Annotated in this window: 24 protein-coding genes; 2 read left to right on the plus strand and 22 right to left on the minus strand. The window is 50.0% G+C overall.

Annotated elements, in window-relative coordinates:
• Nucleotides 1-21: 21 nt before the first annotated feature.
• The 3 genes from dprA to sucC all read right to left on the minus strand — a co-directional run bounded on the left by dprA (nucleotide 22) and on the right by sucC (nucleotide 3,590).
• Nucleotides 22-1,107 (minus strand): DNA-processing protein DprA, encoded by a 1,086-nt coding sequence (dprA, locus tag LDO05_RS12210; RefSeq protein WP_251378711.1) that lies wholly within the window; start codon nucleotides 1,105-1,107, stop codon nucleotides 22-24.
• A gap of 365 nt (nucleotides 1,108-1,472) precedes the next feature.
• Nucleotides 1,473-2,402 (minus strand): succinate--CoA ligase subunit alpha, encoded by a 930-nt coding sequence (sucD, locus tag LDO05_RS12215; protein ID WP_251375667.1) that lies wholly within the window; start codon nucleotides 2,400-2,402, stop codon nucleotides 1,473-1,475.
• A 27-nt stretch (nucleotides 2,403-2,429) separates the two neighbouring features.
• Nucleotides 2,430-3,590, minus strand: coding sequence for an ADP-forming succinate--CoA ligase subunit beta (gene sucC / locus LDO05_RS12220; RefSeq protein WP_251375668.1), 1,161 nt, complete (start codon nucleotides 3,588-3,590; stop codon nucleotides 2,430-2,432).
• Nucleotides 3,591-3,969: 379 nt separating this feature from the next.
• Between sucC and LDO05_RS12225 the strand changes: the two genes are divergently transcribed.
• The gene (locus tag LDO05_RS12225) at nucleotides 3,970-5,553 is read left to right on the plus strand and encodes a YifB family Mg chelatase-like AAA ATPase (RefSeq protein ID WP_251375669.1); all 1,584 of its coding nucleotides are present in this window, start codon (nucleotides 3,970-3,972) and stop codon (nucleotides 5,551-5,553) included.
• Nucleotides 5,554-5,913: 360 nt separating this feature from the next.
• Here the strand turns inward: LDO05_RS12225 and LDO05_RS12230 are convergent, their stop codons facing one another.
• The 11 genes from LDO05_RS12230 to LDO05_RS12280 form a co-directional block, all read right to left on the minus strand.
• Complete coding sequence (locus LDO05_RS12230) at nucleotides 5,914-6,174, minus strand: hypothetical protein (protein ID WP_251378712.1); 261 nt, start codon at nucleotides 6,172-6,174, stop codon at nucleotides 5,914-5,916.
• 415 nt (nucleotides 6,175-6,589) lie between these two features.
• Nucleotides 6,590-7,093 (minus strand): DinB family protein, encoded by a 504-nt coding sequence (locus tag LDO05_RS12235; RefSeq protein WP_251375670.1) that lies wholly within the window; start codon nucleotides 7,091-7,093, stop codon nucleotides 6,590-6,592.
• 33 nt (nucleotides 7,094-7,126) lie between these two features.
• Nucleotides 7,127-7,522 (minus strand): YraN family protein, encoded by a 396-nt coding sequence (locus LDO05_RS12240; protein WP_346657572.1) that lies wholly within the window; start codon nucleotides 7,520-7,522, stop codon nucleotides 7,127-7,129.
• Entirely contained in the window at nucleotides 7,515-7,820 is a 306-nt protein-coding gene (locus tag LDO05_RS12245) for an EscU/YscU/HrcU family type III secretion system export apparatus switch protein (RefSeq protein WP_251375672.1), read from the minus strand. The genes LDO05_RS12240 and LDO05_RS12245 overlap by 8 nt, the downstream gene beginning before the upstream one ends.
• Nucleotides 7,817-10,045, minus strand: a complete 2,229-nt coding sequence (locus LDO05_RS12250) for a flagellar hook-length control protein FliK (protein WP_251375673.1) — start codon at nucleotides 10,043-10,045, stop codon at nucleotides 7,817-7,819. The genes LDO05_RS12245 and LDO05_RS12250 overlap by 4 nt, the downstream gene beginning before the upstream one ends.
• A 167-nt stretch (nucleotides 10,046-10,212) precedes the next feature.
• On the minus strand, nucleotides 10,213-10,833 hold the full coding sequence (locus LDO05_RS12255; RefSeq protein ID WP_481856992.1) for a ribonuclease HII: 621 nt from the start codon (nucleotides 10,831-10,833) through the stop codon (nucleotides 10,213-10,215).
• The gene (locus LDO05_RS12260; protein ID WP_251375675.1) at nucleotides 10,811-11,995 is read right to left on the minus strand and encodes a polysaccharide deacetylase family protein; all 1,185 of its coding nucleotides are present in this window, start codon (nucleotides 11,993-11,995) and stop codon (nucleotides 10,811-10,813) included. The genes LDO05_RS12255 and LDO05_RS12260 overlap by 23 nt, the downstream gene beginning before the upstream one ends.
• 298 nt (nucleotides 11,996-12,293) lie before the next feature.
• Nucleotides 12,294-13,157, minus strand: coding sequence for a ribosome biogenesis GTPase YlqF (gene ylqF, locus LDO05_RS12265; protein WP_251375676.1), 864 nt, complete (start codon nucleotides 13,155-13,157; stop codon nucleotides 12,294-12,296).
• Nucleotides 13,158-13,296: 139 nt separating this feature from the next.
• Nucleotides 13,297-13,920, minus strand: coding sequence for a signal peptidase I (lepB, locus tag LDO05_RS12270; protein ID WP_251375677.1), 624 nt, complete (start codon nucleotides 13,918-13,920; stop codon nucleotides 13,297-13,299).
• A gap of 102 nt (nucleotides 13,921-14,022) precedes the next feature.
• Nucleotides 14,023-14,367: a 50S ribosomal protein L19 gene (gene rplS, locus LDO05_RS12275; protein ID WP_127200719.1), complete on the minus strand. Its 345-nt coding sequence runs from the start codon at nucleotides 14,365-14,367 to the stop codon at nucleotides 14,023-14,025.
• Nucleotides 14,368-14,537: 170 nt separating this feature from the next.
• The gene (locus tag LDO05_RS12280; protein WP_251375678.1) at nucleotides 14,538-15,989 is read right to left on the minus strand and encodes a 4-hydroxyphenylacetate 3-hydroxylase family protein; all 1,452 of its coding nucleotides are present in this window, start codon (nucleotides 15,987-15,989) and stop codon (nucleotides 14,538-14,540) included.
• A gap of 102 nt (nucleotides 15,990-16,091) precedes the next feature.
• On the opposite strand from LDO05_RS12280, the gene LDO05_RS12285 reads away from it, so the two are divergent.
• Nucleotides 16,092-16,556: a cupin domain-containing protein gene (locus LDO05_RS12285; RefSeq protein ID WP_251375679.1), complete on the plus strand. Its 465-nt coding sequence runs from the start codon at nucleotides 16,092-16,094 to the stop codon at nucleotides 16,554-16,556.
• 245 nt (nucleotides 16,557-16,801) lie between these two features.
• Here the strand turns inward: LDO05_RS12285 and LDO05_RS18850 are convergent, their stop codons facing one another.
• From LDO05_RS18850 to trhA, 8 genes are all read right to left on the minus strand, one after another.
• Nucleotides 16,802-16,936, minus strand: a complete 135-nt coding sequence (locus LDO05_RS18850; protein ID WP_276575511.1) for a hypothetical protein — start codon at nucleotides 16,934-16,936, stop codon at nucleotides 16,802-16,804.
• Between the two features lie 184 nt (nucleotides 16,937-17,120).
• Nucleotides 17,121-17,882, minus strand: a complete 762-nt coding sequence (gene trmD, locus LDO05_RS12290) for a tRNA (guanosine(37)-N1)-methyltransferase TrmD (protein ID WP_251375680.1) — start codon at nucleotides 17,880-17,882, stop codon at nucleotides 17,121-17,123.
• Complete coding sequence (gene rimM, locus LDO05_RS12295; RefSeq protein WP_251375681.1) at nucleotides 17,883-18,401, minus strand: ribosome maturation factor RimM; 519 nt, start codon at nucleotides 18,399-18,401, stop codon at nucleotides 17,883-17,885.
• A 117-nt stretch (nucleotides 18,402-18,518) separates the two neighbouring features.
• Nucleotides 18,519-18,749, minus strand: a complete 231-nt coding sequence (locus LDO05_RS12300) for a KH domain-containing protein (RefSeq protein ID WP_251375682.1) — start codon at nucleotides 18,747-18,749, stop codon at nucleotides 18,519-18,521.
• 23 nt (nucleotides 18,750-18,772) lie between these two features.
• On the minus strand, nucleotides 18,773-19,045 hold the full coding sequence (gene rpsP, locus LDO05_RS12305) for a 30S ribosomal protein S16 (protein ID WP_127200713.1): 273 nt from the start codon (nucleotides 19,043-19,045) through the stop codon (nucleotides 18,773-18,775).
• A 43-nt stretch (nucleotides 19,046-19,088) separates the two neighbouring features.
• Nucleotides 19,089-20,474: a signal recognition particle protein gene (gene ffh / locus LDO05_RS12310; RefSeq protein WP_251375683.1), complete on the minus strand. Its 1,386-nt coding sequence runs from the start codon at nucleotides 20,472-20,474 to the stop codon at nucleotides 19,089-19,091.
• Between the two features lie 37 nt (nucleotides 20,475-20,511).
• Nucleotides 20,512-20,865, minus strand: a complete 354-nt coding sequence (locus LDO05_RS12315; protein WP_251375684.1) for a putative DNA-binding protein — start codon at nucleotides 20,863-20,865, stop codon at nucleotides 20,512-20,514.
• A 131-nt stretch (nucleotides 20,866-20,996) separates the two neighbouring features.
• Nucleotides 20,997-21,644, minus strand: a complete 648-nt coding sequence (trhA, locus tag LDO05_RS12320) for a PAQR family membrane homeostasis protein TrhA (protein ID WP_251375685.1) — start codon at nucleotides 21,642-21,644, stop codon at nucleotides 20,997-20,999.
• Nucleotides 21,645-21,649: the final 5 nt, after the last annotated feature.

Genomic DNA, 21,649 nt, shown 5'->3' on the forward strand with positions numbered 1-21,649 from the left:
ACTTATCTAGCCAGTTCCAATTTATATTATTTTGTAAATAGAACCAGGTAATTGCACAACCTGCTTTTTTATGATTAAAGATAACAGAACTGAATGCAAAAGTCCAAAATCCCATCCGGTTCCTGCGAGCAATCCATCAAAGCTTAGGCCGCCCTGCTCCAACATATGGTATATGTGCTGCTCCTGTTCTGTCAACTTGTTTCCTTTGTGCTCTACTTCTCTGCCAGGTGAACTCTTCCCGTTCAAGATCCCATACTCCTCCAATATATCCTCAGCCGAGGTAACAAGCTTGGCCCCCTGCTTAATTAAGCCGAGGGTGCCGCTGCTTTTGGGTGAGGTGATCTGCCCTGGCACCGCGAACACATCACGGTTAGCTTCCATGGCTGAATCTGCTGTAATTAGCGACCCGCTTCTGACGTCAGCCTCAACCACCAGGGTTCCGCGGGTTAGCCCGGCAATAATCCGGTTCCTCTGGGGAAATAACCCCGGATGAGGCGGGGTTCCGACAGCATATTCCGACACCACCAGGCCTTCGGCCGCAATCTGACGGTACAGAGACGTATGCTCAGATGGATACGCAGTATCAATTGCCGTTCCCAGAACAGCAATGGTTGACCCGCCACAGCGCAGGGCTGCCTCATGACACACTCCGTCAATCCCTCTGGCCATCCCGCTCACAATCGTTACCTCATGATGGCACAATTCCGCCGCAATCAGCTCCGCGACTTTACGTCCATATGCTGTAGGGACCCTTGTCCCAACCATGGCGATCGAGAACGAAGCCAGCAGCTTTCTGTGTCCTTTCAGATACATTACCCACGGGGGTCTGACAGCTTCCTTCATTAGTAGTGGATAATCCTCATCAAGCCGGGTCATCACTTCTATTCCTTTACTATGATTCAATGCCTCTCTCTGCTCCAACCATTCCTCGGTAAAATGAGCTGCCATCTTGACCGCCTGTGTCCCGGTAAATCCGCAGTTCATCCAATCTGCCGCCGTGAACTCGGTTGCGTTCTCTAATGAGCCGGCTTCCATAATCCGCTCTATACTCTTCCATCCGATCCCCGGAGTTTCGTGAAGTCCAATGAGGACTTTTCTTTTCATTATCATATCCAACCTATGTTCCTCCTCTAAATTAATACGCCAGGGCATGCATGGATTCACACATGCATTTGGAATGAACCAAAGACATCATCACTGACAGTCAGACAATCACCTGCAAGGCCTCGGCATTTAACGCGTTTGTCCTCTAGCTCAATCCATGTTGATGAACGAATCTAGTAACCTTGCTGACCTTAGCAGCGCAACAAAAAAAGCAACCTTCCTCCCGCATTTCGGGAAAGAAGGTTGCTTACCTTTAGAAAAAGTATAGCATATATTGGAAGCTTAGTTCTATTTCAAATTGCTGATTTAATCACGGCACTGTGATGAACACAGGAAGCGCCGGAAGTCGAGCACTGAAATAGCGTATCCTAATGTGTCGTACACTGGTTAAGAATACCGCGTTCTTCAAGCACACTCACAAGTGTTGAACCCATCTCGGCCGGGGTTGGAGCCACCTTGATGCCGCAAGCCTCAAGCATGGCGATCTTTTCTTTGGCCGTACCTTTACCGCCAGAGATAATCGCTCCCGCATGACCCATGCGTTTGCCTGGAGGAGCGGTGACGCCGCCAATAAAGCCAACAACCGGCTTCTTCATATTGTCGCGTACCCACTCTGCCGCTTCTTCTTCCGCTGTACCGCCAATTTCACCAATCATAATTACCGCATGAGTCTCGGGATCCTCGTTAAATCTGGACAAGATATCGATGAACTCCGAGCCCTTCACCGGGTCACCCCCGATTCCCACTGCGGAGGACTGTCCAATACCGCGAGTCGTCAATTGGTGAACCGCTTCATAGGTCAGCGTACCACTGCGGGAGACCACACCCACATGGCCCGGTCTGTGGATATAACCCGGCATGATACCGATCTTGCATTCGCCTGGTGTAATTACCCCTGGACAGTTCGGTCCGATAAGTACGGTATTCTTGCCTTCCATATAGCGTTTCACTTTCACCATATCGAGTACAGGGATGCCCTCGGTAATACAGATAACCAGTTCCATCCCCGCATCCACGGCCTCCATAATCGAATCTGCCGCATAAGCCGGCGGAACATAGATGACGTGCGCTGTCGCGCCCGTTGCTTCCTTGGCTTCACGAATCGAGTTGAAGATCGGCAGCGTTACCGTCTCGCCGTTCTCCAGAGTGATATCCAGACTTGTACCGCCTTTGCCCGGAGTTACACCACCGACCATTTGCGTGCCATATTCAAGCCCGCCTCTTGTATGGTAGAGTCCGGTTGCTCCCGTAATACCTGAGGTGGTGACTTTCGTATTTTTATCGACCAAAATACTCATATCCAAAGCCTCCTTCTAAATTCCGTATTATGATACGAGCTCTACAATCTTGCGGGCACCGTCAGCCATGGAATCCGCAGAGACAATAGCAAGTCCCGATTCAGCCAAGATTTTTTTACCTAATTCGACATTGGTCCCTTCAAGCCGAACCACAAGCGGACGGTCCAGTGAGACCTGCCGTGCCGCTTCAACAATTCCTTCAGCGATAACATCACAACGCATGATGCCGCCGAATATATTAACGAAAATACCTTTTACCTTGCTGTCGGAAAGAATAATCTTGAATGCTTCCGTTACTTTCTCCGCTGTTGCGCCGCCCCCTACATCGAGGAAGTTGGCAGGATCGCCGCCATAATATTTGATGATATCCATCGTTGCCATGGCAAGGCCAGCCCCATTAACCATACAGCCGATATTGCCGTCAAGGGCAATGTAGCTGAGATCAAATTTGGAGGCTTCGATCTCCTTCGCATCTTCTTCCTCCAGGTCGCGCAGTTCGAGAATATCCTTATGGCGGAACAGGGCATTGGAGTCAAAGTTAAGCTTCGCATCCAGCGCCATAACTTCGCCATCGCCTGTAACCACAAGCGGGTTAATCTCCGCTATAGAGCAGTCCTTCTCAATGAATGCAGTATATAGAGCCAGCATGAACTTCACAGCTTTGTTCACAAGTTCATTCGGAATGTTAATCGCGTATGCCAATCTGCGGGCCTGGAATACCTGGAGCCCCACAGCCGGGTCCACAACTTCTTTGAAAATTTTCTCCGGAGTTGCCGCCGCAACTTCCTCAATCTCCGTACCGCCTTCCTCGGAAGCCATAAGCACGATACGGCCGGTTGCGCGGTCAACGACCACACCGACGTAATATTCCTTGCGGATATCACAGCCCTGCTCAATCAGCAGACGCTTCACTTCTTTGCCTTCCGGTCCAGTCTGGTGCGTTACCAGAACCTTGCCAAGAATCTCATTTGCATAAGTACGAACTTCATCCAGATTTTTAGCTACTTTGACGCCACCTGCTTTACCGCGGCCACCTGCGTGTATTTGAGCCTTCACGACGACCACTGGGCTGCCCAGTGCTTCGGCTGCTTCCACGGCTTCATCCACCGTAAATGCCACCCGTCCTTGCGGAACGGTCACTCCATATTGCTTTAGGACTTCTTTTCCTTGATATTCATGGATATTCACTCTAGAATCCTCCTATCAACGGGCGGTTATTAAGGTTATGAAAAATTCCATATTATTTCAAACCCACAATATTGTATCATGTTTTTAAAACGCTTTCCTTAAAAAATTCAGGGATTCCCCACTTTTTTTGATATCGTTTTCATCGCGGGTTGAGAATGATCTCCCAGATACCTGGAATCTTTGAAAATCCGGTCTAGATAGAGTGATCTCCCTCCCCTCTCTACCGCTCATTCTAATGAGAACTTGACATATCAAGAAAATCATCTAATATTTAATCATATTATTATGGATATGAAGGAATTTATAAGGAAGCACCTTTTTCCTCCCGGTATCTGGCTCTTGTATGCCAAGACTCCAAGTGAAAGGGTGTTTTTTTGTTATGTATGGAAAACTATTCAGTTCGTGCTTATATGGGATAGACGGGGTTATGATCGAGGTGGAAGTGGATCTGTCGAGCGGAATTCCGCAGACCGCAATTATCGGCCTGCCTGATTCCGCCGTCAGGGAGTCCATTGAACGGGTGCGCTCAGCGATCAAGAACTGCGGGTTCACCTTTCCTCTTCAGAGAGTCACGATTAATCTGGCTCCCGCTGATCTGCGTAAGGAGGGCTCCGCCTTTGACCTGGCTATTGCTCTCGGTCTTCTGACCGCAAGCGGACAGATCACCCTCCCCGAACAGGAGAAGACGCTGATCATTGGCGAGCTGTCACTCGAAGGAGGACTGCGCCCGGTGTCCGGCGTACTATCCATGGTTGATTTGGCGAAAAGACAAGGCTTCACTTCGGTTCTGCTTCCAAGGTGCAACTCGGAAGAGGCTTTGCTTCTTGAGGGTATGAAGGTATATGGACTCGCTCATCTGAAAGAGCTGGCACGTGAAACCAGAGATTCCACAGCTAATCAAGGAACTCCCCTTCATATCGGTTCCTTTGACCACTTGCAAGTGCAGCCCTCAAGCAAGGAGGCAGTGACGGTACGCTTCCCGTCAGCCCATGAAGATTACAGCGATGTCCTCGGCCAGCTGCACGTCAAGCGTGCTCTCACCATCGCTGCCGCGGGCATGCATAACATTATCCTTATTGGCCCGCCAGGGACTGGCAAAACCATGCTAATCCGCCGTCTTCCCACCATTCTGCCCCCTCTGTCCCAAACGGAGTCTCTTGAGGTGACCAAGATCTTCAGTGCGGCCGGCAAGCTCAAGGAGCCGGAGGCCGGCTTGATTCGCACAAGACCTTTTCGGTCCCCGCATCATACGATCTCACCCGCAGGCATTGTTGGCGGAGGAACCATCCCCAAACCCGGGGAGGTCAGCCTCGCCCATAAAGGGATTCTGTTCCTGGACGAGCTCCCCGAATTCTCGCGCGGGGCGCTTGAGGTGCTGAGACAGCCGCTCGAAGACCGGGCGGTAACTATTAGCCGGACAAAGGCGGCTTTCACCTTCCCGGCCCATTTCATTATGGCCGCATCGATGAATCCGTGTCCGTGCGGATACTTAGGAGCCGAGCCTCCGCTCCCGCCGTGCACATGTGGTCCAGGCCGAATTCTGCGTTACCGCGACAAAATATCAGGCCCTCTCCTGGACCGGATCGATCTGCAGGTCGAGGTCCCCCGGCCCGGAGATTGGCCCCATGATCCTGCACCTCTATCTTCGGCTTCCATGAGAGCGAAGGTTCAGGCTGCAGAGGCCCGGCAGCAGGAGCGTTACCGCAGCCACGCGATCTCCTGGAACAGTGAATTATCTGGTAAGACCCTGCGCCAGTTCACACAGCTCGGCAGAGAAGCCGAGGCATTGATGAGGTCAACCTTCGAGGCCTTGGGGCTGAGCATGCGTGCCTATGACCGGATTCTTAAGCTAGCACGTACGATTGCTGACATCGACCACTCGGATGAGATCACCTCAGCTCACGTGGCCGAAGCGATTCAATACAGACAGCTGGACCGCCGCAGCCGGGATCTGATGGGATAGTAGGTATTGCCCAGCCGACACTTTGCATATCTAGGTTGTAGGCCGGGCTATCCTGCTTCTGCGCTTGTTGGCAATGACAATTAAGTTCTAGAATAATGCCTTCCCGATGATCAACGTCAATTATTAGGCACCAGCCGATTCTTCATGCCGGATAGAATTCCAGCCGATTTGGTGGTGAAGATTGGGACTGTAGGATGTACTGCAGGATTGGGACTGTAGGATGTACTGTAGGTTTGGTGCTGTAGGATGTACTGTAGGATTGGTGCTGTATGCGACAGTATGAGTCTCGTAATGTGCATTACAGCAAAAAAAAGGGAAGCCACCATCGTCTGCGGCTTCCTGGCTGTTTATATGATAAATTTATCCTCTATTGGTTCTCTGCATTTTTTTATACGAAGTAATTATCATCCCAATAATTAACGCTACTCCCAGGAAAGTAAATATTAAATATAATGGTGAGCCAACTACCCCGAAAGCCACTTTCTGCTGAAGCACTTCCACTTTGTCCCATTTGTTCTCCAATTCGGGGATATGGTTCTTAGTCTTAATATAACCAATGGTCACGGCTCCAGCTATAAAGACGATATGAACGACTAGGGAGACAACTAGGGATTGAATCATTGTCTTCAATTCAGCAACCACTCCTTCATGTCTCTTAACTCAAACAGCAGACCAAATAGTGTTAATAGAGATTGTGTTCTCCTCTTGAATGGATATATCCAAATATGAATTTGATGTAGGGATATGAACATTATGTAATTATGATTATACGATGTTGATGCTCTGTCTCTCTTGAGTCTCGAGGCCTTACTCATGTATACCTCCCATTAAAGTTTAGCTACTGTAAGAGGGTCCCAGCAATATGGTAACCTCTCTGGAACATATTCGCGTTGCCCACAAGCAACTCAATCTTAATCAAAGATGTGCATAGACATGACTCTGCAACAAGCTTAATAGCCGCAAAAAAGAGACCTTAAAGTTAAATACAACTTTAAAGTCTCTTGAATGTCTTCGTATGTAAATGCTGCTCGAAGGATTAGACCACAGGCGGCTGCATCCCGAAGGTACTCCACTCCTCCAGAGAAGGACCATAAACACCAGGTACCGCAAGACCCGCCTGACGCATCAGAACAGTCATTTGTCCCCTGTGATGAGCCTGATGATTGATCACCACTGCAAGCGTGAGTCCTTTGGACCAAGTATCCCCGTACATCTCCGCAGTCTCTGCAAGTGTGCTGTCGGTCCATTGCTGCCTGATCGCATCGCTTAATGCTGTGCTGGCTTGACGGTAGCTCTCGGCAATGGCGCTCGCTGTGGCTGGAACCGGCGCATCTTCATGAGGGGCTTCGAACACAAGACCTGTCCGCGATAACATCTCATGCAAAGTGGTGACAATGTGCCATGCAATCCGTCCCAATGTCCGATGATTCGGTGCTATAGCCTGGGACAAGGATTCATCTGTTAAGGCGTTCAGAATGTTCCCAGTCATTGCACTTTCGTGTTTCCAGCTTTCCTCGAACGATTTAAGCGTTGTGAACATGAGCAACCATCTCCCTAATTCAAGTTTGTTTTGTTAAAAGGCATTTTCCACATGCTCCAGCGATTCAACCTGTCCATCAGGTCCCAGCTGAACCGCGACTACATCGAACCGTACGGGTGAGTCGGAGCAATGACGGCTGTGAAGATACACGGCAGCCGTTGATCTGACCTGGTTCACTTTACGGGGAGTGACAGATTCCATCGCAGTTCCGTAAGCTGAAGATCTGCTGCTTCGGCTTCGAACCTCCACAAAAATAATAACATGATTCTGCTCGGCAATCACATCAATCTCGCCCGTTCGGCATCGCCAGTTCCTGTGTAAAATACGGTAACCTTTATCGGTTAGGTAGGACACGGCCTTATTCTCCGCGTAGCTTCCTCTTTCCTTTCGCAGATCCTTGTATTTCCCCTTAATCTTCGGATTATTCACCAAGGCTTAGCCCCTTTTCGGCCGCCCGGTCTGAACGGTAGATGAAGCTGAGAATCTCGGCTACCAGCGCATACAGCTCGGGTGGAATCTGCTGATCCAGATCCAGCTTGGAGAGTACTTCCACCAATGCGGCATCCTCCTGAACCGGAATCCCGTGCTCCTTCGCCTTCTCCAAAATCCGTTCAGCCAAGTGCCCGGTCCCTTTGGCGGCAATGACAGGCGCTTCGTGCTCCGACGGCTCGTATTTGAGGGCTACCGCCCGCTTCATAGAGAGGTGTCGTCCTGACTTCTCATTCATATCCGGAAATCCACTCCTTTATAAGCCGGAGGTACATAGAGCGAGGGTACACTGTCCGCCCCTGGTCTGTCGGAAGAAGCATCGATGGGCTCCGCTTTTAGGGATAACAGCCGGTACCCGGCCGATTCGATAGCTCCGTGAATCTCCTCCTGCCTGCTCTCGATAAATGTTCCGACGGCCTCCTGCTCACTGTGTATCTTCAAGATGACTTTCTTGTCAGCCACCTGAACATCGACCATCACCTGTCCTAGGTGCTTCATGTTCAGGTCGAACCAGAGCCGGCAGTTCGAGGCGTCAAGCTCCCCTCGTCTCCCGCGTCTTGACTGAATATGCACGGAAGCCGTCTGATCCCCATCCGGGCCAGTAAACGGCAGATACATCGTCATTTGAGCAAAAGGAGCTGTGCGATCTGTATTCATCAGCAGCTGCTGACCGGTAAGCTGGTTCACCAGCTGCTTCGCCGTATCCTGCAGCTGCGGCGGCAGGTCGCTTGATTCAAGCACCTGCATTAGGACGCTCTTGAGCGTCTCTCTGACCGCTGCGGCGGGCTCTGCAGCCGCTGCGGGAACTTCCGGCAGCGCCGCGGGGCCTCCGGCCGCGGCGTGCCGCTCCGGCTGCCCGGCAGGCACCGCCGCCCCGGGCACTGCCGCTGCCGCACCGCTGCGCGCTGGTGCGGCCTGCTCCCCCGGCGCGGCCTGCGGCACGCTGCCGGCAGGCACTTCGCCGCCGGGCGCTGCTGCGCCGCCCGCAGCGGCGGAAGCCGCGCGCGCCGCTGTTGCAGGCGGCGCTTCCGGCTGCGCCGGTGACGCGCCCAGCGTCACCGTGCGCGCAGTCTGCTGCTCGTGCTCTGCACCGAGCAGCTTCAGCACCCGCGCCACCCACGGCTCTGCCGCGTGGGTGCGCGCCGGCGCTGCTGCCGCAGGCGCAGCGCCCGGCTCTTCAGGCGCGGAGGCTGCCGCGCCTGCGCCTTGTCCACCCGCGCCTGTGCCTGCCGCTCCCGCCGCTCCGTGCGCACCCGCGCCTATCACTGCCGCTCCCGCTGCTCCTTGCACATTCGCGCCTGTCACTGCCGCTCCCGCCGCTCCTTGCGCACCCGCTCCTGCCACTGCAGCAGCAGCCGGTCCTTGTCCACCCGCTCCTGCCACTGCAGCACCAGCCGGTCCTTGTCCACCCGCTCCTGCCACTGCAGCACCAGCCGATCCTTGTCCACCCGCTCCTGCTGCTCCTTGCGCACCCGGTCCTGCCGTTGCCGAACCCGCCGCTCCGGAAGCAGCGGCTTCTCTTTGGCTGCCATTACCATTTAGAGTTCTGTTTATATTAGAACCTTCCTCTGTAATTGTACCATAATTATCCAACCCCGCACTATTCCCAGCTGTGGAAGAAGCTGCACCTTGAGATCCCAGGCTGCGCAGCTCATCGAGCAGAACTTGAATTTTAAGCAGAAGGTCGCTTCCCTTTGAGGGCACCGCTGCTGCAGACTGTCCAGTGAGTCCATTACTTCCTGAACCTGACCTGCCCGCCCCATCCGGATTGGCACTTCCCTCAGTATCAGAACTCGGAGCACTCATCCCGGCAGAAGGATTACCCTGCTTGCCGGAATCAGGCCGAATATTCTCTAGGTCTGAAATCTCTGCCAATAAGGCGGCAACCTGATCTCCAAGTGCGGAGAGCAGATTCTGTACCGAAGGGCCGAACACGGCCTGATTCAGCCCTGCCACGCTTGCTGCCGTTATCGGCAGCCCCCGGTGAAAGGCTATTGCGGCGGACTCCACCCATTGTTCCAGCGGGAGCCCCTTCGGCATACTGGCCATCGATTGCTGGAGCGCTGCAGCCGCATCCTTTGTCAAGGGCATCCCCTGAGTCTGCATCAGCTTCAGCAGTTCACGATTTTCCGGTGTATTCTCCATGCCGAAGCTGTCCAGCATTTCAGACAAAGAACGATCCGTGAGTGCACCGGCAGAGGTCAAGTTAAGAGGCTTTAAGACGGCCATTCCGTCCTTGCCTGGAGGCTGTACTTGGAGCAGGGTCGTCTGCCCTTTTTGCAGCGGTGTCTCCAATACTGCCCTTAATTGCACCCCCTGAACCTGAACTACAGCTTCCTGACCGTTATCCGATACACTCAGTACAACCCCGCGTATAACCTGACCCATCTTTAATTCCAATTCCTTGGGCTGACCGGCCCTGTTCTCACCAAGAAGTCCCCGTACGATGGGCCCGATGTTCATCTTTATTGCTCCCCCTTTATTCAGTATTGCGGTTCTGCCCCGAATAAATATAGCACCTGCTGGCGCCTTTTCCGATTAAAACCCTTATCTTTATTATCGGAAGCTCTTCCTGAATAGTTGAACCTCCTAACAAGAAAGACAACCCCGCCTTCTAAGCGGCGGGGTTGTTAGAACAGTTCCTGCTGACGTATGAACAAATTACGCATAAAGCTTTTCCGGTGCATAGGTGTTGCACCCAAGGCCAGGATTTGTTCCCTGTGCAGCTGAGTCGCATATCCTTTATGTACTGCAATTCCATACTCCGGGAACATGGCTTCCCATTCCCCTCTGCAGAGCCGGTCCCTGGTAACTTTCGCCACAATGGAGGCAGCCGCAATAGATTGACTTAATGCATCTCCTTTAATCACGGCCATCTGCGGAATGTCCGAATCCACCTTTTCCGCATCAACTAGCAGGTAATCCGGTGTAATGGACAGCTGCTCCACAGCCTCTTTCATGGCCAGGCGCGTAGCCTGCTTGATATTGACCCTATCAATGGTTGCAGCGTCCGCAAATCCTACGCCTACGGCTACCGCTTTCTCCATAATCGTCTCGTAGAGCATCTCCCGCTTCTTCTCGCTAAGCTTCTTGGAGTCAGTTACTCCTTCAATTAGGGTATCCTGCGGAAGAATAACGGCAGCCGCAACTACATCTCCAAATAGACAGCCGCGGCCCACCTCATCAATTCCAGCAATATGGCGAAAATTCTCCCTCCAATACTGCTTTTCATAAGTTAACATATCCGTCACGTGCTTCTTCACTCCCCGCCACTTTAACGGCCGGAGCCTTAGACTTAGTACTCTCAAGCACAACTGACTTCCGATACCCAATAGGCTTTGGTACCACTTGCTCCAGAGTCCTCAGAGGACCCTGATCCATCAGATCAAATGGACTGCTAAGCTTTTTCGCCTTATGCTCCGCACCGTTCTTCATTAAATTGATCAGCTCATCGGGATTATTCTTGATCCCCCCGGCATTGAGCCGATACCCATTCAACTGTCCTTTTGCGTTAATTCCCGGTTTAACGGTAAATGTAATTTTAATCCCCAGCTCGCGGCAGACTTCCAGCGTCGACTTTGTATAAGCTCCATATGGGAAAGCCAGAACATCCATGTTGTTGCCGAGCTTTTCTTTCAGCATGGCCTGTGCCTTGGAGAGATCGGTTTTAACCCGGGACTTAAATTCAGCGTTCGTTTCTTTACGATTTAGCTTCTCCAGATACATGGGACCTGCCAGGACAGCTCTTGTTGCCTGGTGAGAGGCGTCTGTCGGCGCCTGGATATGGGAATCATACGTATGGTTGTAGAACTCAATTCCGTTCTGTTGCATGGTGTTGATCTGCTTCCATGTTAATTTCGGAATCCCGGGATGCTTTGGATTGTCCACCGTATTAAGAATGATGAACATCGTTGCCGGAACCTTGTTTTCTTTTAAGATCGGATAAGCATATTGATAGAATGACTCGTATCCATCGTCAAAAGTCATCAGCACCGCGTTGTCCGGCACCGGGGTACCCTTCAAGATGAAATCATGATACTGCTTCATGGTAATCCACTTGAATCCGTTAGCCTTCATCTGTTCAATCTGCCGTTTGAATTTGGATACCAGCACCGTACCCGCATCAATCTGATCCGGTGTTACCTCATGATACATCAGGACAATAACCTTATTACGATAATATACTTTATTAGGCGTTGCAGGGGATGGTACTTTCTGGATGCTCTGTATATTAACCGTGCCCCCGCTTGTTTTACCTGTGCCAAGACTGGCTCCCATCTGGCCGATTGTGTTGAGCGGAGTTAAGTTGTTAATTTTATTATTGCTGTCCCCATTCTCCCATAGAAATGCCGCCGATACTACAATTATCAGGCCAATGATTACGGCTGCAGATATCCAGTTTTGTTTTCTCATCTTCCTTCTATTTCCTCTCCATCCAGTTAAACTAATTTCTTAATCAGATTAACATACTGTATCTCAAGCTTCGTTTCTAATTTGTAATATTTTTATCGGTTAAAGCGCCGCATTCCTAAAGGCATTCTTGGAGAATAATTGGGCTGCCGCGATCCTTCCCTGCCTCCTCCCACGCTTTCTGTCAATTAAGACGTCTCTGAGAGGAAAAAGGTTTCAATATTATGGGTAATTTTCCAAATAAGCTTATGCAAGTCAAAACAAAAAAGCGCCGGATCAGCCGACGCTTTAATGTATATTATTAATATGGTGATTCCATACTGAAACGGCCCAGCTTGCCAGCGCGGAGCTCTCTAAGCATAATTCCTGATGCCTTCTCCAGATCCACACGGCCTCCACTGATGATACAGCCGCGCTTTCTTCCAATGGCCTCCATGACAGCGACAATCTCATCGGGATTCTCAATGTCTTCCGGACGTTCTCCGAGATCGAACCTTTCCTGCAGCTGGGTCCAGTAATATTGACTCAGATATTTAATCGCAAAAAAAGCAATGTCTTCCACATTCAGAATCTCTTCCTTGATCGCTCCCGTTGCGGCCAAGCGGTAGCCGACATTCTGATCTTCGAATTTAGGCCACAGGATACCCGGAGTATCCAGCAGCTCCATTTCTGTTCCTACCTTGATCCACTGCTGTCCTTTCGTAACCCCCGGCCGGTCTCCTGTAGCAGCTATGGCGCGGCCTGCCAAACGGTTAATTAGCGTGGATTTGCCCACGTTCGGTATTCCGACTATCAAGCCCCGGACTGCTCTCGGTCTAATCCCTTTTGATATCTGGCGATCAATTTTCTCTTTGAGCAGCTCCTTTGCCTTGAGCGGGATCTCTTTAACCCCGGCTCCTGTGGAAGCCTCTGCCGTAATCGCGGTATGTCCTTCACGCTTGAAGTAATCCACCCACTCCCGAGTCACCGCAGGATCTGCCAAATCGGCTTTGTTCAGCAGAATAAGCCGCGGTTTGTTCAGCAGAATCTCATCAATCATGGGGTTGCGGCTGGACAATGGAAGGCGGGCGTCCAGCAGCTCAATGACCACATCGATCAGACTCAGCTTCTCCTGAATCTGTCTCCGTGCTCTCGTCATATGTCCCGGGAACCATTGTATTGTCATCGTCTTGTACACCTCTGTTTTCCCTATACTTATGGATCGTTCCATATATAGAGAACGAACTAAAGACTGTGGCCAGCTTTAGTTCGCTTCTATGTAAAATGGATGAACAAGTCTATTCTCCGTCCATCCACTTTAAGTATTAGTGTTTAATAAAATGAATATCCTTTAACGGCCAGAATACCAGATCGGCACGGCCAACAATTTCCTTCTGGGAGATGAAACCTAATACACGGCTGTCTGTGCTGTCCGAGCGATTGTCCCCCATCACAAACACATACCCTTCCGGTACTTTCCCGTCCGTGATCCGCTCATTCGGGAAATCGGATTCATTATTGTACAGCTGATTGTTCTTATGCTTCTCATCTATAGCGTCTTGAATGTAAGTCTCATTAACTTTGACTCCATTCACCGTAACTGTGTCGCCTTCCACCTTCACCGTATCACCCGGAACTCCGATCACACGTTTGATGAAATCTCTGCCTTCAGTCGGCACATGGAACACAACAACTTCCCCATGACGAGGCTGTCTGATGTCATAAATAATTTTATTAACAATAATCCGTTCACCCGTATGGAAGTTCGGCTGCATGGAAGGACCATCCACAATAAACGGGGCAAAGAAAAGCCAACGAATCAGGAGAACCAGTACAACCGCAATTACAATAGCTTTAAGCCATTCAAGTGCCTCATTTTTCTTTTTCTTGGACGGTTCCGTTGTAACCTGCTCTCGATCCGGTTGCTCCGATTGAAATTGCTGCTCCATAGCTAGCTGCCCTCTCTTTATCTACAGGATGATATTCGTATACCTATTTTATTAAAGACGAAAGGGGCTTGAAGATCAAGCCCCTGGATCGTTATCCATAGATTAACGACGTACTTCTTTAATTCTAGCTGCTTTACCGCGAAGTTCGCGAAGATAGTACAGCTTAGCACGACGCACTTTACCACGGCGAGCCACTTCGATTTTATCGAGTTTTGGGGAATGAAGCGGGAAAGTTCTTTCCACACCTACACCATTGGAAATTTTACGAACTGTAAAAGTTTCACTGATTCCACCGCCACGACGCTTGATAACAACACCTTCAAACAACTGGACACGCTCACGAGATCCCTCGATAACCTTAACGTGCACTTTCAAAGTGTCACCAGGGCGGAAACTCGGAATATCCTGACGAAGTTGTTCCTGCGTAATCGCTTGTACGATATTCATATATGACTCCCTCCTTCCACTCAGGTGTTCTTACATCTTCCGAAGAAATCCTATGTTCTTCATCATTATCCGCAGAGGACCACCGAATTCACAACAAATGCAATTTTATCATATCCAGACATGTATAGCAAGAACTTTAACCATTCTGGAATAGAAAAGTGAACATCACTTTATTTGTGTGTCATCCATCCTTTCACGATATTCATATACCTGTCTCTGTCACCAAGATTGGAGTAAATCCGCTCTGTGAGCGTATTAGGACTTCCGAAGAAGAATCTCTCATATTGTGTCTGCCTTCCCCCGAATGCACTCACGCTCAGTTCCCAGGCCAGCCGGAACAACTGAACCTTGGAGTAAGCGTCCGTATCACTTCCTTGAAGATACTTATTTAAGTAAGGAGAGATGGGGGAGCTGAAATCCTGCTCGGACGGAATCATAATCAGATCACTTGAACCGAGCAGCTGTATGGTCTCGATGATCTGTGGGTAGACTTTAGGATACCAGGCATTTGCCGCATACAGCGGCCTCGGATCAGGCAGCATCCTACCCCATTCGTCCAGGCTGGACTGCGCTTCAGAAGCGATAACCAGAGCTTTCAGAGTCTCAAGTGTAATCAGGATCTCCGAGACCCTGTCGATAAAGAACTTATCCCCGCTGCGATCCAGGCACTCCGCCATATATTCAAGCACACCAACAAGAAACTCCGTTTTTGCAATATATCTGCACAGGATCTGGTGCGACACATGCGTGTGGAAATGACTTCTTGCGAAAAAGCTGGCTGACAGCTCCTCGTCCCCATAAAGAAACATTCGGTCATGCGGAACCAGCACATGATCCAGAATGACCAGCGTATCCATCTCCTCATAACGCGAGCTTAGCGGATAATTATACTTCGATGAACCGTTCACCGTATTCTCCCGGCAGACAAACTTGATTCCCTCAAGATTGCTTGGAACGGCAAAAAAGAAAGCATAGGGGTTCACCTCATCATTACTCATTGAAGGCTGGGGATAGATTAACAGCTCTTCAGAAGTAGCCCCCTGCGTGTTGAGCAGGAAAGCTCCGCTTACAATATAACCGTCTTGCGTAATTTCATGTACCCGTGCGGCGGAGGATTCATTCCCGTTATCCAGTACGGCTGACAGCATGCTTATTTTGGACTGAATAAAGCCATGGGACAAGGTAATATCGTTCTCGCGGCAGTAGACGTAATAGTTCCTGAGATTATCAGCAAATTGCGGATTTGTCTCCGCCAGCATTCCAGCTGCTCCTGCGAAGGCCATCAAGGCCGTATTCATATAGTCAGGAGCGCGTCCCAAGAAGCCATGATGCTGGTCAGCCCAGAGTGACATCATGTTCCTCCGTCTCTGCAGGTCGCCTTTGCTGCTTGGAGGCAGATAAGATAAGCCTACGCGATCCCCTGTATCTGGAGAAATATAGGTCATCCTGTCCCTGTACCGTTCCTCGAACTGCATATCATACAGCGAGGCTTGAGACTTGATCAGTCCGCGAAAAGCCGGGTGCTGCGATATCTTCCCTTTGATCCGTGCTCCATTCAGCCAGATTTCGGGACTCAGCTTGTTCAGATTCTTAATATATTGCTTACCGGTTTTGATAGGCATATGAACGCCTCCTAAGGATACAACCACCCTGACAATCAACCCCAAAAGCGGTATATTAATATAGACGAGTACCATAACCTATTTGGAAAGAAGGAATTCCGCATGACTAAAAAGCAGCTTTCCCCGCTAGTCGAAGCCTTACAGCTGTCCCCACATGAGGAAGGAGGATGGTATAAGGAGTTATGGAAGGCTCCTGTTGAAATTCCGCAGTCACTACTTGGAGAGGAATACTCAGGCCCACGCTTTGCAGCTTCCTCTATTTATTTCCTTTTGCATGCTGATGAAGCCTCGGAGTGGCATACTGTCCTCTCCGATGAAGTCTGGCTATGGCACTCGGGGAGCCCTATTCTGTTAACCTTGGGCGGAGACGGCGATGAGCCTTCAACGACCCAAGAGATTATTCTGGGGCCAGATATTCTGAACGGCCAGACACCGCAAGCCCTGGTTCCCGCCAAGGTATGGCAGTCAGCCAAGCCGCTCGGGGATGAGCCGGTCTTGGTCTCCTGCGTTGTGGCGCCAGGATTTCATTATGATGACTTCCGTCTAATCGACAAAAGCAATAAATAACAGCCTGCCTTGCAGACTCCATTAGTACTATACGAGGATCAGCTTCACTAAATGTATGTCTATTAAAAAATAAAAAAAGATCATTTCCCTGGCGGCTCCGAGTCCGTTCAAGAAAATGATCTTTTTTTATGTGAAATAGGCCGCGTGGCACTCTGCCATTTACTCATTAGGCAAAGACTCAATTATACGGTCTGTCTCGGCCTGAATAGTATCAGGAAGCTCGTACATACTGATTCCTCCTTCATTTACTTACGATTCGCATAGTAGGCAAGCACATCGTCCACCGTTTTTAGAGGCTCTGTTAATGGGTACTCCGACTCTTCCTCTGGCTCCAAATATAATTCTATTGTAGGCAGCTCCTGCTGCGTATCCGGTATCATGTCTTAATCCCTCTCTTGTCATTTGCTGTGTTGTATTAGTTTATTACCCGGTTTTCCTCCTCTCTTAACAAAATACTTCTTTATTTTATGCATTAAGACCAATCCCGGCACCTCGTCCTATCAAAAAAACCTCCTCACAGGCAGATGATTGCTCTGCTCTGGAGGAGGTTATCCAGCTGTCCCGCTATTCACTCTCAAGCTTTATTTCTGCCAGCCATTTGAGATCCTTGGCACTAAGGTCAGCATACTCAAGAAGATCGGGACGGCGCTGCCAGGTCCGTCTAAGCGCTTCGCGGCGTCTCCAGTCGGCAACATTCGCATGATGACCGCTTAGAAGAATATCCGGCACCTTGTAATCTCTGAACTGGGCTGGTCTCGTATAATGCGGATATTCCAGCAGTCCCGTACTGAAGGAGTCCGTTATGGCGCTTGTTTCATTTCCCAGCACCCCGGGCAGCAGTCTGGCTACACTGTCGATGACCACCATGGCAGGCAGTTCTCCCCCTGTCAGTACGTAGTCCCCAATGGATAGCTCATCCGTAACCAGATGCTCCCGAATCCGTTCATCATACCCTTCATAATGACCGCAGATGAAGATAAGCCGATCCTCACGCGCCAGCTCTTCCGCTTTCTTCTGTGTGAAAGACTCTCCTTGCGGACACATCAGAATGACTCTGGGCGGACGCAGAGATTCTGCCTGACCTGGAATCGAGTCAGACTCAAGCAGGCTCTCTACCGCATTGAAGATAGGCTCAGGCTTTAATACCATGCCGCCCCCCCCTCCATACGGGGTATCGTCCACCATTTGGTGCTTGTTGTCCGAGTACGCTCTGAAATTTACCGCATTTAACTTAATTATCCCCTTGGCCTGAGCCTTCCCCAAGATACTGGAGCCGAAGACCCCGTCAAACATCTCCGGAAATAAAGTCAGTACATCTACACGCATTTACAACAATCCTTCCATCAGATGCACCTTCACGAGCTTGTCTGTGACGTTCACATCCAGCACCACATCATCAATTACAGGAAGAAGAATCTGCTTGCGGGCAGGTGTCTTCACGACCCATACGTCATTGGCCCCAGGACGGAGAATCTCATCAATGACTCCAAGCTCTTCCCCTTTTTCAGTGACAACCCGGCAGCCGATAATTTCGTGGAAATAATACTCATTCTCTGGAAGCTCGATGGTCTGGTCTTTGGTTACTTTCAAATCCCATCCCTTATACTTCTCAACCTCGTTGATGTTCCCATACTCCTTGAACTTCACCAGGTAAGTCTGTTTGGATGGACGAGATTGGTCTACTATAGCTTTGACCTGCTGCTTCGTCTCCGGGTGTACCATGATCAGCTCTTTCCCTGGAGCGAAGCGCACTTCGGGGAAATCTGTACTAAGCAGCACTTTAAGCTCTCCACGAATCCCATGTGTATTCACAATCTTACCAACCGTTAACAATGAATCGGACATAATTCCCTCCTGAGCACTTCAAAAATCGAGTGTGTATATAGAATCTGCGGCACGTATAGTCTTCAGCATGTACGAAAAAGGGCTAGGAAATGCATCCTAACCCTCTTTCGTATATTTTTAAGACATAATGTCCACGGTGACCCGTTTGTCTAGCTTCACTGCTGCAGAGGTGACAACCGTGCGAAGCGCCTTGGCGATTCGCCCCTGCTTACCAATGACCTTCCCCACATCGTCCGGATGTACAGTTAGTTCAAAGATAACAAGCTGCTCTTTCTCCACGACGTTCACACGCACATCTTCCGGATGATCAACTAAAGCCTTCGCAATTACGCCGACTAATTGTTCCATAAGAGGACCCTCCGAATCAGCAATTATTTCTGGTTCTTAAGTTCATGGAACTTTTTGAGGACACCAGCTTTGCTAAGCAGGTTACGGACAGTGTCAGATGCTTGTGCACCATCTTGCAGCCATTTCAATGCTTTTTCTTCATTGATGTTTACAACGGCTGGTTCAGCGACCGGGTTGTAGTAACCAATTTCCTCGATAAAGCGACCGTCACGTGGGGAACGGGAATTCGAAACCACGATACGGTAGAAAGGAGCTTTATGAGCACCAATACGTTTCAAACGAATACGAGTTGCCAACGAAATTCACCTCCTTAAATAAGATAAAATATATATCTAAGACTTAACGGAATGGAAATTTCATTCCGCCGCCTTTCAGACCTTTCATACCCTTCATGGCCTTAGCCATCTTGCCAGCTTTAGGACCACCCATCATATCCGAGAATTGCTTCATCATCCGGCGCATCTCATCAAACTGCTTAATCAGCCGGTTGACATCAGCTACGGAAGTACCGCTGCCGAGTGCAATCCGCTTGCGGCGGTTATTATTGATCATCTCCGGATTCTGCTTCTCCTGCTTGGTCATGGAATGCACAATCGCTTCAACGCGCCCCATCTGCTTCTCATCGACCTTAACGTCCTTGAGCTGCTTAACCTTGCCCATTCCCGGGATCATATCCATGATCTGATCAATAGGTCCAAGCTTCTTAACCTGGTCCATCTGCTCAAGGAAATCGTCGAAAGTGAATTCGGCATTGCGCATTTTGCGCTCCATTTCCTTGGCTTTCTCAGCATCAATATTGGACTGGGCCTTCTCAATAAGAGAGAGCATATCGCCCATCCCGAGAATCCGGGAGGCCATCCGCTCAGGATGGAAAGGCTCCAGTGCATCAATCTTCTCCCCAAGTGCCGCGAACTTGATCGGACAGCCGGTAACAGCTTTAACAGATAAAGCGGCACCACCGCGGGTATCGCCATCCAGCTTGGTGAGTACAACCCCTGTGAGCTCAAGCTGCTTATGGAAGCTCTCCGCAACATTGACGGCATCCTGCCCAGTCATGGCATCGACTACCAGCAGCACCTCATCCGGCGTTGTAATTTCATGAATCTGACGAAGCTCTTCCATCAGCTGCTCGTCCACGTGCAGACGGCCCGCTGTATCAATAATCAGATAATCGTTGCTGTTCTCCTTGGCATGCTGAAGCGCCTGACGGGCAATCTCGACCGGATTAACACCATCACCCAGTGCAAATACAGGAACCCCAATCTGCTCACCGAGCACCTGAAGCTGTTTGATTGCAGCGGGTCTATATATATCTCCCGCGACAAGCAGCGGCCGGTGATTCTGCTTCAGAAGAAGCTTGGCCAGCTTGGCCGAGGTCGTCGTCTTACCGGCCCCTTGAAGACCCGCCATCATAATTACGGTTGGAGGCTTGTTACTCTTAGCCAGCTTCGCTTGGCTGCCGCCCATCAGATCCGTTAATTCCTTGTTAACGATGTCGATGATGACCATTCCGGGTGTGAAGCTATCCATCACTTCGCTGCCGATGGCCTTCTCCTTCACCTTGGCGATAAATTCTTTGACCACTTTAAAGTTAACGTCCGCTTCGAGCAGGGCAAGGCGCACCTCGCGCATAGCCTCATTCACATCATCTTCCGATACCTTGCCTTTACCGCGCAGCTTGCTGAACACATTCTGCAGTCGGCTGGTCAATCCTTCAAATGCCATAATTAGTCACCTCCGTTATCCATTCTGATCCTGCTAATCACCACTCCTGTATATTGCGGACCATGCCAAGAGCAGTCTCTTTATGTACATCCGTAAGGTTGCTGTCTTCGAGCAGCTGGCGAAGATTCTCAAGCTGTCCGAGACGCTGCTGCTGCTTCTGAAGCAGTCCAAGTTTGTCTTCATATACTTCCAGCATCTGTTCAGCCCGCTTGATATGCTCATACACGGCCTGACGGCTGATCTCAAATTCCGATGCAATCTCGCCAAGCGAGAAGTCATCATGGAAATAATATTTCAAGAAAGTCTGCTGCTTCTCAGTAAGCAGCGGTTCATAGAAATCGAACAGGAGATTCACTCGGTTCGTCTTCTCAAGCCTATTCTCTTGACTCACAGCGGGCACTCCCTCCGTCAAGGAAAAACACTTTACAGTGCATCAACGAACCTTATCATAACGAAAATAAAAGAAGATGTCAAGCTATTTCCCTTAACATCTTCTCAGATTCCTCACAATCTCGTTACAAGTTAATTCCCGGGCAATAAATAGAGCAGTATCGCAAAGAAATGGAGCACACTCCCCGCGAGCACGAACAAATGCCAAATCGCATGATGATAAGGAAATGCCCGCCACACATAGAATACTGTTCCGAGTGTATACGATAGACCCCCGAGTACAAGCAAGTTAATACCCATTCCCGGAATAGCTGCGATTAAAGGTCCCCAGGCGATAACAATCAACCAGCCCATCAGAATATAGAATATGGTTGAGAGAAACAGAAACCGTTTCACAAAATAAGCCTTAAACAATACACCCAGGAGCGCAATCCCCCATACTATACTGAACAAGGTCCACCCGAGCGAACCGCGAATCGCTACAAGCATAAATGGCGTATACGTCCCCGCGATGAATACATAGATAGATGAATGGTCAAAGAACTCGAACAGATCCTTCAGCTTACCTTCTTTAAAGCTGTGCACCAGCGTTGAGCTTGTGTACAGCAGCAGCATACTTACACCGTAGATGGTGAAGCTAACCACATGCCAGGCCGTTCCTTTCATACTGGAAAATACGATAAGAAGCACAAGTGCCACCACGCTTAACAGTGCCCCGATACCATGAGTAACCGCATTGGCGATTTCCTCCCTGCGCGGGTAAGTATGGGTGTTGGCCATGATCA

This window comes from Paenibacillus sp. YPG26 (assembly GCF_023704175.1).
Classification (GTDB): domain Bacteria; phylum Bacillota; class Bacilli; order Paenibacillales; family Paenibacillaceae; genus Fontibacillus.

Excerpts from the sequence above, each read along its gene's own strand:
- trmD (WP_251375680.1), bottom strand. The coding sequence starts at position 17,882 with ATGCGTGTAGATGTACTGACTTTATTTCCGGAGATGTTTGACGGGGTC.
- rplS (WP_127200719.1), bottom strand. The coding sequence starts at position 14,367 with ATGAATATCGTACAAGCGATTACGCAGGAACAACTTCGTCAGGATATT.
- LDO05_RS12260 (WP_251375675.1), bottom strand. The coding sequence starts at position 11,995 with ATGAGAAAACAAAACTGGATATCTGCAGCCGTAATCATTGGCCTGATA.
- ffh (WP_251375683.1), bottom strand. The coding sequence starts at position 20,474 with ATGGCATTTGAAGGATTGACCAGCCGACTGCAGAATGTGTTCAGCAAG.
- LDO05_RS12285 (WP_251375679.1), top strand. The coding sequence starts at position 16,092 with ATGACTAAAAAGCAGCTTTCCCCGCTAGTCGAAGCCTTACAGCTGTCC.
- lepB (WP_251375677.1), bottom strand. The coding sequence starts at position 13,920 with ATGGAGCAGCAATTTCAATCGGAGCAACCGGATCGAGAGCAGGTTACA.
- sucD (WP_251375667.1), bottom strand. The coding sequence starts at position 2,402 with ATGAGTATTTTGGTCGATAAAAATACGAAAGTCACCACCTCAGGTATT.
- LDO05_RS12245 (WP_251375672.1), bottom strand. The coding sequence starts at position 7,820 with ATGAATGAGAAGTCAGGACGACACCTCTCTATGAAGCGGGCGGTAGCC.
- LDO05_RS12250 (WP_251375673.1), bottom strand. The coding sequence starts at position 10,045 with ATGAACATCGGGCCCATCGTACGGGGACTTCTTGGTGAGAACAGGGCC.
- rimM (WP_251375681.1), bottom strand. The coding sequence starts at position 18,401 with ATGTCCGATTCATTGTTAACGGTTGGTAAGATTGTGAATACACATGGG.
- LDO05_RS18850 (WP_276575511.1), bottom strand. The coding sequence starts at position 16,936 with ATGATACCGGATACGCAGCAGGAGCTGCCTACAATAGAATTATATTTG.
- LDO05_RS12235 (WP_251375670.1), bottom strand. The coding sequence starts at position 7,093 with ATGTTCACAACGCTTAAATCGTTCGAGGAAAGCTGGAAACACGAAAGT.
- trhA (WP_251375685.1), bottom strand. The coding sequence starts at position 21,644 with ATGGCCAACACCCATACTTACCCGCGCAGGGAGGAAATCGCCAATGCG.
- LDO05_RS12225 (WP_251375669.1), top strand. The coding sequence starts at position 3,970 with ATGTATGGAAAACTATTCAGTTCGTGCTTATATGGGATAGACGGGGTT.
- ylqF (WP_251375676.1), bottom strand. The coding sequence starts at position 13,157 with ATGACAATACAATGGTTCCCGGGACATATGACGAGAGCACGGAGACAG.
- LDO05_RS12280 (WP_251375678.1), bottom strand. The coding sequence starts at position 15,989 with ATGCCTATCAAAACCGGTAAGCAATATATTAAGAATCTGAACAAGCTG.
- LDO05_RS12300 (WP_251375682.1), bottom strand. The coding sequence starts at position 18,749 with ATGGAACAATTAGTCGGCGTAATTGCGAAGGCTTTAGTTGATCATCCG.
- LDO05_RS12230 (WP_251378712.1), bottom strand. The coding sequence starts at position 6,174 with ATGATTCAATCCCTAGTTGTCTCCCTAGTCGTTCATATCGTCTTTATA.